Genomic DNA, 12,332 nt, shown 5'->3' with positions numbered 1-12,332 from the left:
TCGATACGGGCGTGCCCGTCATCGACCGTTGGGAAACGCAGCTGCAGATCGGGTCGATCCGCGCGGCGTCGACCGAGCCGCTGCTGGCCAGCGGCCGCATCACGCGCGCCACCGGCCTGGTGCTGCACGCCACCGGCCTGCGCCTGCCCGTCGGCGCCGCCTGCCGCATCGAAATCGCCCGCGGTCACGACCACTGGGCCGATGCCGAAGTGGTGGGCTTCGATGGCCACACGCTGTATCTGATGCCGCAGGCCGATATCTCCGGCCTGCCCCCGGGCGCGCGTGTCGTGCCCGCCGAACCCGCCGTTCAGCGTGCCGTGCCGCTGCCGCGCAAGGCCGAACTGAACGGTAATGCCAAGCCGCAGCTGGGCCGCCACCTGCCGGTCGGCAACGCCATGCTGGGCCGCGTGGTCGACGGCGCCGGCCGCCCGCTGGACGGGCTGGGTCCGCTGACCTCGACCGAAGCCGCGCCCCTGTCGGCGCAACCGATCAATCCGCTCTCGCGCGCCCCGATCGACTCGGTGCTGGACGTGGGCGTGCGCGCCATCAACGGCATGCTGACCGTCGGCCGCGGCCAGCGGATGGGCCTGTTCGCCGGCTCCGGCGTCGGCAAGTCGGTGCTGCTGGGCATGATGGCCCGCTATACCCGCGCGGACGTGATCGTCGTCGGCCTGATCGGCGAACGTGGCCGCGAAGTGAAGGAATTCATCGAGCACAACCTCGGCCCCGAAGGCCTGGCGCGCTCGGTGGTGGTGGCCGCGCCCGCCGACGTGTCGGCGCTGCTGCGCCTGCAGGGCGCCGCGTACGCCACCCGCCTGGCCGAGCACTTCCGCGACCAGGGCCTGGACGTGCTGCTGATCATGGACTCGCTGACCCGCTACGCCATGGCGCAGCGCGAGATCGCGCTGGCCATCGGCGAGCCGCCCGCGACCAAGGGCTATCCGCCGTCCGTGTTCGCCAAGCTGCCCGCGCTCGTGGAGCGTACCGGCATGGGCGCGCCCGGCCCGAACGGCAAGGCCGGTTCGATCACCGCTTTCTATACCGTGCTGGCCGAGGGCGATGACCAGCAGGATCCGATCGCCGACTCGGCGCGCGCGATTCTCGATGGCCACATCGTGCTGTCGCGCACGCTCGCCGAACAGGGCCACTACCCCGCGATCGACATCGAAGCATCGATCTCGCGCGCCATGACTTCGCTGATCACGCCCGAGCAGTTCGGCCTGGTCCGCCGCTTCAAACAAGTGCTGTCGCGCTACCAGCGCAACCGCGACCTGATCTCCGTTGGCGCGTACGTCGCCGGCGCCGATCCTCAGCTCGACGATGCCATCGCGCGCTACCCGCGCCTGGAAGCGTTCCTGCAGCAGAACATCGAGGAAAACGTCGGCTACGACGACGCGATCCATCAGTTGAGCGCCACCTTCGAGACGAGGAACGCATATGCCTAGCCAACTCCCCCTGGACCTGCTGATCGGGCTGGCCAAGGACGCGACCGACGATGCGGCCCGCGCGCTGGGCAAGATCAGCGCCGAACGCAACAACGCCGAGCGCCAGCTGCAGATGCTGCACGATTACCGCGGCGACTATCTCGAGCGGCTGTCGCAGGCGATGCAGAGCGGCATGTCGGCCTCGGATTGCCACAACTATCAACGCTTCATCGGCACGCTCGACGATGCCATCAGCCAGCAAGCGAATGTGCTGAAGGACATCGAACAGCAGTTGTTGGCCAGCCGCCTCGCCTGGCAGGCCGAGAAGCGCAAGCTCAGCTCATTCGACACGCTCGCCCAGCGCCGCGAACAGGCGCGCCAGGTGGTCGAGAACCGCCGCGAACAGCGTGTCACCGACGAATTCTCTGCCCGCCTGGTCCAGCACCGCGCGGGCATGCATTGATACCGGATACCCGAAGGAACGCCGCCATGACGACCTCCGCCCTCCCCCTGCCCGCCCTCGCGATCGCGCCGGTACAGGCGCCCGCGTCCGCGCCGGCCCCGGCCCCGTCGGCCGCGGAAAAGAGCGGTCCGAGCTTCTCGCAAGTGCTCGCGCGCCAGAAAGACAGCGGCGCCGACAGCTCGGCCAAGGACAAGCCGCAAGGCAACGACAAGAACGCGACCGCGCCGTCCGGCAGTCAGGACGGCGCCGCCAAGCCCGCCAGCGGCTCGGAAGCGACCGCCAAGGTCGACGCACCGGCCGGCACCGACGCAGGCGGCGATGACGCCGCCCAGGATCAGGCGCAGACGCAGGCCCAGGCCGAACTGGCCGCCCAGGCCGCGCTGCTGGCTCAGCTCGTGAATCAGGCCCCCGTGCCGGTGACCGCGCCGGCCCAGGCCGAAGCCGCGCCCGCCGCGGCCCTGTCGCTGCCGCAGCAGGCGCTGCAGATCGCCGCCGGCGTGGCGGATGTGCAAGCCCGCGTGGCCGCGGCCAACGCGCCGGCGGCCCCTGCCGTCGTCGCCGCGCAAACCCAGGCAGACGCACCGGCCCTGCCCCTCGTGGCTGGCGCCGACGCGCCCGTCGACGCGCCGTTGACGCGAGAGGCCGCCGCGCCGAAGCCGCTCGCGGCCGCGCCCGAGCTGCCGCTCGCCGCGGCACAGCCGCGCGCGGAGCTCGCCGCGCAACCCGCCGTGGCCCGTGCGACGCTGCCCGCCCAGCCGGCGCCCGTGCAGCCCGAGCTGCTGCCCGTGGCTCAGGCGGTCGCCGTCGAGCAGCCCGTGCTCCAGCACACGCCCGACGCGCCGCCGGCCCACGTGGCCGACCTGGCCAACGCGCTCCAGGCCGCCGTGCAGCAACCGCTGCATGCCGCCATGGCCCGCCCGGCCGTGGCCACCCCCGTCATCGATCCGATGGCCGTCTCGCTGAGCGTCAACACGCCGGTCGGCGCGACGCAGTGGGGCCAGGACCTGGGCCGCCAGATGATCACCATCACGCAAGCCGCCGGCCGTCTGCCGCAGACGGCCGACCTGCGCCTCGATCCTCCGGATCTGGGCCCGCTGCGCGTCACCATCTCGGTGACCGACGGCGTGGCCAGCGCGAGCTTCGTGTCCGCGCATGCCGCGGTCCGCACCGCCGTCGAATCGTCGATGGCCCAACTCCAGCAGGCGCTGGCCCAGTCGGGCATCTCGCTCGGCCAGACCAGCGTGAGCGACCAGGGCAACCAGCAGGCATTCGATATGCAAGGCCAGGGCCAGGGTCAGCGTCAGGGTGGTCAGCAGCAGGCCGGCAATGAAGCCGACGGCGCTGCCACGACGGTGGAAGTCGCGTTGCCCACGCGCAACAGCAATGCCTTGGTCGATACCTTCGCCTGAGGCCGCAGCGCAACGCAGCAATAGCCTGAGATACCCCGCTTTCGCCCTGTTTATCGGCTGCAAGGCGAGCGGGCAATTCCGGCAGAATGCTTGAATTCCATACGAACCTTTTTATTCAGCCGCAACCACGCATCGAATCAGAGATGGCCACTTCAAAAACCGCTCCCATGCCGTCGCGCAGCACCTTGCCCAAGGGCAAAGGCGGCGCGGGCGCCCTTCTTCGCCCCCTTCTGGCGCTGTTGGTATTGCTGATCGTGGCGGGCGCCAGCGTGGCCGTAACGTGGTACCTGACCACCCGCAACATCCAGCAGAACGCCGCTCAGGTGCAGCTGGGCGTGGGTCAGGGCGGCGCCGCCGGCGCGCCGGGTGCGCCTGCCGCCCCGGGCACCCCGGTCCAGGCCACGTTCGTGCCGCCGCCGACCACGCCGCCCGTCGTACCCGCCCCGATCTTCATTCCGCTGGAAGCCTTCACGGTCACGCTGCAAAGCCCCGAGACCGAGCGCATCCTGCACGTGGGCCTGACCCTGCGCGTGAGCGACGACCAGACCCGCCAGCGCATCGAAAAGTACATGCCCGAGGTGCGCAGCCGCATTCTGATGACGCTGTCGGCGCAATCGCCCCAGGCCGTGCAGACCGCGCAAGGCAAGAACGATCTGGCCGCGGCCATCGCCCAGACCGTCAATCGTCCCTTCTCTCCCCTGCCTGATGGGCAGTACGTCACCGACGTGTTGTTCACGGCGTTCGTGGTGCAATAAGCATGGCCTACGAGGCATTTCTTTCGCAGGATGAGGTCGATGCGCTGCTGGCTGGCGTCACCGGCGAGAGCGATGAGAGTAAATCCACCGCCAGCGTCCCGGATGGCACGCGGCCTTACGATCTCAGTTCGCCGGACCGCGTGGTGCGCCGGCGGATGCAGACGCTGGAGCTGATCAACGAGCGCTTCGCCCGCAATATGCGGCACGTGCTGTTGAACTTCATGCGCCGCAACGCCGACATCACGGTCGGATCGATCCGCATCATCAAGTACGCGGATTTCGAACGCAACCTGCCCGTGCCGTCGAATCTGAACATGATTCAGATGAAGCCGCTGCGGGGCACCGCGCTGTTCACCTACGATCCCAACCTGGTATTCCTGGTGATCGACAGCCTGTTCGGCGGGGATGGTCGCTACCACACCCGCGTGGAAGGCCGCGACTTCACCACGACCGAGCAGCGCATCATCCGCCGCCTGCTGAACCTGACCCTCGAGAGCTACGGCAAATCGTGGGATCCGGTGTACCCGATCGAATTCGAGTACGTGCGCTCGGAGATGCACACGAAGTTCGCCAGCATCACCGGCGACAACGAAGTCGTGGTCGTCTCGTCGTTCCATATCGAGTTCGGCGCCACCGGCGGCGATCTGAACATCTGCCTGCCCTACTCGATGATCGAACCGGTGCGCGACCTGCTCACGCGGCCGCTGCAGGACACCGCGCTCGAGGAAGTCGATCAGCGCTGGTCGCATCAGCTCTCGCGTCAGGTGCGCAGCGCCGACGTGGACCTGATCGCCGAGTTCGCGCGCGTGCACTCGAGCATCGGCGAACTGATGCGCCTGAAGGTCGGCGACATCCTGCCGGTCGAAGTGCCCGACAACATTACCGCCCACGTGGACGGCGTGCCCATCATGGAATGTGGCTACGGCGTGCACAACGGGCAGTACGCGCTGCGCGTACAGAACATGCTCAATTACGAAGAATCCGATCTCAACGAGGCCCCCGACCATGACTGATACGAACGAGCGGCCCGATCCGACCGGTACCGGCACGCCCGCCTCCGCGGCCGATGACTGGGCCGACGCGCTCGCCGAACAATCCCGCACGCCGCCGACCCAGGCCGATGGCCTGAAGCAGGAAGACGACTGGGCCAGCGCGATGGCCGAACAGGCCGCCGTCCCCGAAGCGCCGGCCGCCGCCGCGCCCGCGCCCGCCAAGCCGGCGGCGCAGCCCGCCGCCCAGTCCGTGTTCAAGCCGCTGGCCAGCAAGGAAACCGTGAGCGGCGCCGACATCGACCTCATCATGGACGTGCCCGTCCAGCTGACGGTGGAACTCGGCCGCACGCGCCTGACCATCAAGAACCTGCTGCAACTCGGCCAGGGTTCGGTGGTCGAGCTCGACGGTCTGGCCGGTGAGCCGATGGATATTTTCGTGAACGGCTACCTGATCGCTCAGGGCGAAGTCGTGGTGGTGGAAGACAAGTACGGCATCCGTCTGACCGACATCATCACCCCGTCCGAACGCATCAACCGCTTGAATAACCGGCGCTGAGCATGGAAGACGGTGCCGTCATGCGTGTGATCGTGGGCCTCGCACTGGTCGTGGCCGCGATCCTGCTCATGGGCTGGCTGGCGCGCCGCGCCGGCCTGGTCCAGCGCGGTGGCGGCAACCTGCTGCGTCAGGTCGCCAGCATGCCCGTGGCGCCGCGTCAGAGTGTCGTGGTGATCGAAGTGGAAAACACCTGGCTGGTGCTCGGTGTCACGCCCAACCAGATCACCACCCTGCATACCCTGCCGGCGGGCGAACTGCCCGCCGCGCAACCCATCGCCGGCGCAACCGCCAGCGCATTCGCCCAGAAACTCGGCCAGGCGCTCAAGCGGCGCTGACCCGGGTCGGCCGCCATGTTTTCGTTTCGCCCCTCCGCTCGCCGCTCATCCATGACTGTCTCTTCCGGCACCACGCATATGCGCCGTCTCGGCGCCTGGCTGGCCGCACGGCCCGGCCTGCGGGGCGCGCTCGGCCTGGGCGCGCTGCTGGCACTGGCCGGCTGGCCCGCGGGCGTGATCGCCCAGGCCACCCTGCCCGCCCTGACCACGACGCCGGGCCCCGGCGGCTCGGAGACCTACTCGCTCAGCATGCAGACCCTGCTGCTGATGACGTCGCTGTCGTTCCTGCCGGCCGCCCTGCTCATGATGACGGGCTTCACCCGCATCATCATCGTGCTCGGCCTGCTGCGCAGCGCGATGGGCACGGCGATGTCGCCGCCCAACCAGGTGCTGGTGGGCCTGGCGCTGTTCCTGACGTTCTACACGATGTCGCCGGTGTTCGACCGCATCTACAACGAGGCCTACCAGCCACTGACGGCCGGCAGCATCACGTTCGAGACGGCGGTGGAACGCGCCGCGGCGCCGATGCACACGTTCATGCTGCACCAGACGCGCGAAAACGATCTGACGCTGTTCGCCAACATGGCGAATATTCCGGCGATCGAGGATCCGTCGCAGGTGCCGATGCGCGTGCTGATCCCGGCCTTCATTACCAGCGAACTCAAGACGGCGTTCCAGATCGGCTTCACGATCTTCATCCCGTTCCTGATCATCGACCTGGTCGTGGCCAGCGTGCTGATGGCGCTGGGTATGATGATGGTGCCGCCGGTCACCGTATCGCTGCCGTTCAAGCTGATGCTGTTTGTGCTGGCCGACGGCTGGCACCTGTTGCTGGGCTCGCTGGCCCAGAGTTTCTACCAATAGCCCGCCGGGTGATGCCATGACCGCCGAAGCCGTAATGACCCTGATCTACCAGGCGATGAAAGTCGCGCTGGCGATGGCCGCGCCGCTGCTGCTCGTCATGCTGGTGGTGGGTCTGGTGATCAGCATCTTCCAGGCCGCCACGCAGATCAACGAAATGACGCTGTCGTTCATCCCCAAGCTGTTGGCGATGTGCGGCGTGCTGGTGCTGCTGGGCCCCTGGCTCATGGGCCTGATGGTCGATTACATCCGCCAGTTGATCGGGGGGATCCCGATGCTGGTGTACTGAACCGGCGGACAGGGCTAGGGCTGTGTTCCAGTTCACCGACGCACAGCTCAACTTCTGGCTGTCGCAGTTCCTGTGGCCGTTCGTCCGCATCCTCGCGGTGATCGGCGCGTCGCCCTTCTTCTCCGAATCCTCCGTTCCGTTCAAGGTCAAGATCGGCCTGAGCTTTGCCATCACCGTCGCGCTCGCGCCGACGCTCGGCCCCTTCCCCACCATCCCGCCCGGCTCCTGGGAAGGCCTGATGGTGCTGGTGCAGCAGGTGATGATCGGTCTGGGCATGGCGCTGGTGATCCGCGTCGTATTCGCGGCGGTGCAGACGGCCGGCGAATACATCGGCCTGCAGATGGGTCTTTCGTTCGCCTCGTTCTTCGACCCCGGCACCGGCGCGAACACCGCCGTCCTGGCGCGCTTCCTGAACGTCATGGCGCTGCTGGTCTTCATGGCGCTCGACGGCCACCTGCTCATGCTGGCCGGACTGGTCAAGAGCTTCGAGCTGCTGCCGATCCAGGTCATGTCGCTCGATCGCAACGGCTGGGGCATCCTGACCGAGTGGGGCGGCACCGTCTTCGTGTCGGGCCTGCTGTTCTCGCTGCCGCTGGTGTGCGCGCTGCTGACCCTCAACCTCGCGATGGGCATCCTGAACCGGGCCGCGCAGCAGCTCACCGTGTTCGCGGTCGGCTTCCCGATCATGCTGACGGTGGGCCTGGTGCTGCTGACCGTGAGCCTGCCGCATTCCCTGCCCTTCCTCGAAAACCTGTTCGAGCGAGGCTTTCTCACGATGAGCGACGTGCTGAACGGTCTGGCCGGCCGCTAGCGCGCCGGCCTCGCGCACGAGGCCGGCCCCTCTCGCCTAGACGCGCTCTTCGCCCAGACGGAACACCTGCACGGTCTCGCGCAGCGCCATCGACTGCGCGCCCAGCTGCTGCACCGTGGCGCCCAGCTGCTGCACCAGCCCGGAGTTCTGCTGAGTCATGCCGTCCATCTCGGCCACGGCCTGTTCGACCTGTTCGATGCCGCTGGCCTGCTGGCTCGAGGCCACCGAGATCTCGCCGATGATGTCGGTCACGCGGCGCACGGCGGCTTCGATGTCGTGCATCGTGACACCGGCCGCCTCGGCCTGCGCCGAGCCTTCGCTCACGCGCTGCACCGAATCCTCGATCAGATCCTTGATCTCGCGCGCGGCCTGGGCGCTCTTCTGCGCGAGGCTGCGCACCTCGCCCGCCACCACGGCGAAGCCCTTGCCGGTCTCGCCCGCGCGCGCGGCTTCGACCGCGGCGTTCAGGGCCAGGATATTGGTCTGGAAGGCGATGCCCTCGATGATCGTCACGATCTCGGCGATCTTGCGCGAGCTGCCGGAGATGCCGTGCATGGTGTGCACCACCTGATCCACCGCCGCCCCGCCCTTGCGCGCCACCTCCATGCTGCTGGCGGCCAGCTCGTTGGCCTGGCGGGCGTGGTCGGCGTTCTGCCGCACGGTGGAGGTGAGCTCCTGCATGCTCGCCGCGGTGCTCTGCAACGACGCACCCTGGTCCTCGGTGCGCGAGGAGAGTTCCTGATTGCCGCGCGCGATGCCGAGCGCGGCGTGCGAGGTGCCCTCGATGCCGCGATGAACATCGCTGGCGATGCCGATCAGGCTCTTGCGCATCACGTCGAGCGAGAACGCCAGATTGCCGACCTCGCCTTCTTCGTCGGCATAGACCTGCGAAGTGAGATTGCCCGCGGCCACCTGGCGCGCCATGTCGGCGGCGTCGCGCATGGGCGAGAGCACGGCACGGGTCAGCCAGGTGCCCATGGCCGCGATCAGTGCGACGCCGGCGGTCACGCCCGCCACGCCCAGCGACGCCTGCGCGGTCGACAGCGTGTCCCAGCGTTCGGCCAGCATCCAGCCGGCCGTCACGCCGAACAGGCCCGCCGACACCAGGATGAAACGCAGCAATTGCGGTCGCACGCCCGGCTTGAACGGGAAGGCCAGCACGCGCAGCGCGCGGCGCCAGCCCGTGCGCACCGCGCGCCCGCCTTCGATGCGCCAGCCGCGTGCCGTGCCTTCGCGCATCTGCGCATAGAGCTCGGCGGCCTGCTCGATCTGCTCGTCGCTGGGCTTGACGCGGACCGACGAGTACGCCGTCACCACGCCGTTTTCGAAGATCGGGGTGGCATTGGCCAGCACCCAGTAATAGCCGCCGTCCTTGCGGCGGTTCTTGACCACGCCGAGCCAGGATTCGCCGGCCTGCAGCGTGCGCCAGAGGTCTTCATAGGCCTCCGGCGGCATGTCGGGATGACGCACGATGTTGTGCGCCTTGCCGATCAGCTCGTCGCGCTCGAAACCGCTGACCTCGACGAAGGCCGGATTGGCATAGGTGATGCGGCCCTTGGTGTCCGTACGAGAAATCAGATACTGATCATCGCGCAGCCGGGTCTCGACATCGTAAACGGGTGAATTGACGCGCACTCCTGTCTCCTTGATTGACACAGCACAGCTTGTAATGGGATACGCCGCACCACATGCAGCACGTGGCGCGGCGTCTCGGGTACGTGGCCCGAACAGCTTGTAGGTAGGGGAAAGGCCTCGAGGCCATCCGGTCGCCGGATGGCCTCACCCGCGGCACCGTGCCGCGGGCAGATCAGGCTCAGGTCTGTGCGACCATCGGCGCGTTGTAGCCGCCGGCGAGTTGCTGGGCAGAGACGTCGATGACTTCGCCCGCATTGATCTTGAAGACCGACACCGCTTCGGCCAGGCGCTCGGCCTGGTCCTGCAGCGAGCCCGCGGCCGCGGCGGCTTCTTCCACCAGTGCCGCGTTCTGCTGCGTGACTTCGTCCATCTGCGCCACGGCGCGATTGACCTGGTCGATGCCGCTGGACTGTTCTTCGGACGCGGCCGAGATCTCGCCCATGATGTCGGTCACGCGCTTCACCGAGGCCACGATCTCTTGCATCGTGTTGCCGGCGCGCTCGACCTGCTGCGAGCCCGTGCCCACCTTGGACACGGAATCTTCGATCAGGACCTTGATCTCCTTGGCGGCCTGCGCGCTGCGCTGCGCCAGCGAGCGCACTTCGCCCGCCACCACCGCGAAGCCCTTGCCCTGCTCGCCGGCACGCGCGGCTTCCACCGCGGCATTCAGCGCCAGGATGTTGGTCTGGAACGCGATGCCGTCGATCACCGACACGATCTCGCTGATCTTGCGCGAGCTGCCCGAGATGGCTTCCATGGTGTGCACCACTTCCGACACCGCGGAACCGCCACGCTCGGCCACGTCCGACGCGCTCGCGGCCAGCTGATTGGCCTGGCGTGCGTTGTCGGCGTTCTGCTTCACGGTCGAGGCGAGCTCTTCCATCGAGGCGGCGGTCTCTTCGAGCGAGGCGGCCTGCTGCTCCGTGCGCGACGACAGGTCGGTGTTGCCCGCCGAAATTTCCTGGGCGCCCACGTTGATCTCGTCCACGCCACGGCGCACCTGCGACACCGTACGCGTCAGGCTTTCCTGCATGCGCTTGAGCGCGGCGAACAGCTGACCGATCTCATTGCTGTTGCGCACGTCGACACGCTGGGTCAGGTCGCCGGCGGCGATGCGGTCGAAGTGCTGGCCCGCCTCGATCAGCGGACGCACCACCAGACGGCCGAACACCATGCGCGCCACGATCATCAGGATCAGGGCCAGCACGACGGCGGCGGCCACGGCGATCAGCGCGCGGTCGAAGTTGGTGCGCGCGGAGTCGATGGTCGCCTGCTGCTCGGACTCGATGTACTTCGAGAACTCGCCGATCGCGTCGATGAACGCGGCGCTACGCGGCGTGCCGTATTCGTTGTTGACCATGTAGAACGTGGAATAGTCTTCGCTGCGCAGCGCTTCGACCATCGTGTCCACGCCGTCGTCGATATACGAACGATAGCGGCGGACCAGGTTCATGGAGAGTTGGCGACCCTTGTCGTCTTCCAGCATGTTCTTCTGGAAGTCGGCGAAGCGGGCACGCACGCCGGTCAGCAGATCGGTGGCTTCCTTCAGCGTCTTGGTGGCGGCGGCGCCGGAATTCTCGCCCGAGCCCCAGCCCGATTCCTGCAGGTGACGCGCGGCCACCATCAGGGCCACGCGAGCGCGCAGCATGTCGCTGTTGATGATTTCCACTTCCTTGGCACGGCCGGTCAGGTCATTGACCCGTTGCACCGACTCGTAGTTCTGCTGCAGGAAGAACGCCGCCATCACGCCGACGGCGGCGATCAACACGGCGAAGAAGCTCATGACCCACAACAGCAGCGTACCGACATGCGCATTGCGCAAGGAAAAGGAGCGCTTTTGTTTCTGCTTGGGTGCGCGGGCGCGTTTTTTGGACTTGGCTGTCTTTGCGCCTGATTCGAAACTCGTTTCCATATTTCCCCGTCCTTCAGGATATTCCAACTCTAGTGAGACATGCCATCAGCAAGGGTGCGGCCTTCCTGGTGGCTTCTGGCACCGACCGGTGGGGCGGACAACCCGCCTCGCCGGCCTTCGCGCATCATTCAGCGCGGGTACGGTAGCGATACCCGGTCATCGGGTCCGCGCGGGCGGCGGCACCGTAATCGTGATCACTTCGACTTCTGGCTGCGCCGTCTGCTCGATCACGATCGGCGCAGGCGGCGGCGGGCCCAGCAACTTCTGCCGCTCCCAGGGCTCGAGCAGGATGTTGGTGCTGTCGACCAGACGCACCAGGCGGCCGTCGGGACCAAACTCCAGCCACGCTTCCTTGCGGCTGTAGAGCCCATCGGTCACGAACGTGATCTTGTGCTGCCACAGCACGAGGGCGCTGCCGTCGCGTCGGGCGTACACCGTGGCGGGCTGCGCATTCAGGGCGCGCGCCGCGTCGGGCAAGGTGGACTGGCCGGGCGTCAGCGTGGACAGCTTGCCGGGGTCGAAGTTGTGACCGGTTGCGGCGCAACCCGCCAGCAGCCCGATCGCCACTGTCCAGGACATCAAATGCTTTACGACTCGCATGACACTCCATCCGGCCCGAAGGCCAAAACCATGTTCGACCGGCGGCTCGCGCCGCCGGCACTCAGAAAGACTCCCAGTCGTCATCCGCGGGCGCGCGCCGCGACGGCGCGTGCGAGCCATTCAGGCCGTTGGGTTTGACTGGGGCTGCGCCGGCGCGCGGCACGGCCGCGGCACGGGCCGTTCTCGACGCCGTAGCGGCCGGCTTGGCGGCGGCCGGCCTGGGCGCGGCTGACCGGGACGCGGCCGGCTGCGGCGCGGCAGGCCGCGTCGCGGCCGACGCCCTGCGGGCA

Annotated in this window: 14 protein-coding genes; 10 read left to right on the top strand and 4 right to left on the bottom strand. The window is 67.8% G+C overall.

Features of this window, described 5'->3' with window-relative positions:
* Positions 1-11 precede the first annotated feature (11 nt).
* From fliI to fliR, 10 genes are all read left to right on the top strand, one after another.
* Positions 12-1,445 carry a flagellar protein export ATPase FliI gene (gene fliI, locus CAL25_RS08305; protein ID WP_094799594.1) on the top strand — a complete coding sequence of 478 codons (1,434 nt, stop codon included), beginning with the start codon at positions 12-14 and terminating at the stop codon, positions 1,443-1,445.
* Positions 1,438-1,887, top strand: coding sequence for a flagellar export protein FliJ (gene fliJ / locus CAL25_RS08300; protein ID WP_094799506.1), 450 nt, complete (start codon positions 1,438-1,440; stop codon positions 1,885-1,887). The genes fliI and fliJ overlap by 8 nt, the downstream gene beginning before the upstream one ends.
* Before the next feature lie 26 nt (positions 1,888-1,913).
* Positions 1,914-3,296: a flagellar hook-length control protein FliK gene (locus CAL25_RS08295; protein WP_094799505.1), complete on the top strand. Its 1,383-nt coding sequence runs from the start codon at positions 1,914-1,916 to the stop codon at positions 3,294-3,296.
* Between the two features lie 143 nt (positions 3,297-3,439).
* A complete protein-coding gene (fliL, locus tag CAL25_RS08290; RefSeq protein WP_170948439.1) occupies positions 3,440-4,051 on the top strand; it encodes a flagellar basal body-associated protein FliL in 612 nt (203 codons plus the stop codon).
* Positions 4,052-4,053: 2 nt separating this feature from the next.
* Positions 4,054-5,064 carry a flagellar motor switch protein FliM gene (gene fliM, locus CAL25_RS08285; protein ID WP_094799503.1) on the top strand — a complete coding sequence of 337 codons (1,011 nt, stop codon included), beginning with the start codon at positions 4,054-4,056 and terminating at the stop codon, positions 5,062-5,064.
* Positions 5,057-5,599, top strand: coding sequence for a flagellar motor switch protein FliN (gene fliN, locus CAL25_RS08280; protein ID WP_094799502.1), 543 nt, complete (start codon positions 5,057-5,059; stop codon positions 5,597-5,599). Before fliM ends, fliN begins: the two co-directional genes overlap by 8 nt.
* A 2-nt stretch (positions 5,600-5,601) precedes the next feature.
* Positions 5,602-5,934 (top strand): flagellar biosynthetic protein FliO, encoded by a 333-nt coding sequence (gene fliO / locus CAL25_RS08275; RefSeq protein WP_094799501.1) that lies wholly within the window; start codon positions 5,602-5,604, stop codon positions 5,932-5,934.
* Positions 5,935-5,985: 51 nt separating this feature from the next.
* Positions 5,986-6,798: a flagellar type III secretion system pore protein FliP gene (gene fliP, locus CAL25_RS08270; RefSeq protein WP_432759230.1), complete on the top strand. Its 813-nt coding sequence runs from the start codon at positions 5,986-5,988 to the stop codon at positions 6,796-6,798.
* Between the two features lie 16 nt (positions 6,799-6,814).
* Positions 6,815-7,084: a flagellar biosynthesis protein FliQ gene (gene fliQ / locus CAL25_RS08265; protein WP_094799499.1), complete on the top strand. Its 270-nt coding sequence runs from the start codon at positions 6,815-6,817 to the stop codon at positions 7,082-7,084.
* 22 nt (positions 7,085-7,106) lie between these two features.
* The gene (fliR, locus tag CAL25_RS08260) at positions 7,107-7,895 is read left to right on the top strand and encodes a flagellar biosynthetic protein FliR (RefSeq protein ID WP_094799498.1); all 789 of its coding nucleotides are present in this window, start codon (positions 7,107-7,109) and stop codon (positions 7,893-7,895) included.
* 36 nt (positions 7,896-7,931) lie between these two features.
* On the opposite strand, the gene CAL25_RS08255 is transcribed toward fliR, so the two are convergent.
* The 4 genes from CAL25_RS08255 to CAL25_RS24310 form a co-directional block, all read right to left on the bottom strand.
* Entirely contained in the window at positions 7,932-9,530 is a 1,599-nt protein-coding gene (locus CAL25_RS08255; RefSeq protein ID WP_094799497.1) for a methyl-accepting chemotaxis protein, read from the bottom strand.
* Positions 9,531-9,708: 178 nt separating this feature from the next.
* A complete protein-coding gene (locus CAL25_RS08250) occupies positions 9,709-11,442 on the bottom strand; it encodes a methyl-accepting chemotaxis protein (RefSeq protein WP_094799496.1) in 1,734 nt (577 codons plus the stop codon).
* A gap of 156 nt (positions 11,443-11,598) precedes the next feature.
* Entirely contained in the window at positions 11,599-12,042 is a 444-nt protein-coding gene (locus CAL25_RS08245) for a hypothetical protein (protein ID WP_094799495.1), read from the bottom strand.
* Between the two features lie 80 nt (positions 12,043-12,122).
* On the bottom strand, positions 12,123-12,332 hold a 210-nt coding region (locus CAL25_RS24310; RefSeq protein WP_212590885.1), incomplete at its 5' end, for a hypothetical protein.

It is taken from the genome of Bordetella genomosp. 5, from assembly GCF_002261315.1.
In the GTDB taxonomy this organism is placed as follows: Bacteria; Pseudomonadota; Gammaproteobacteria; order Burkholderiales; family Burkholderiaceae_B; genus Bordetella.
This window is presented reverse-complemented; position numbering and strand designations above follow the sequence as displayed.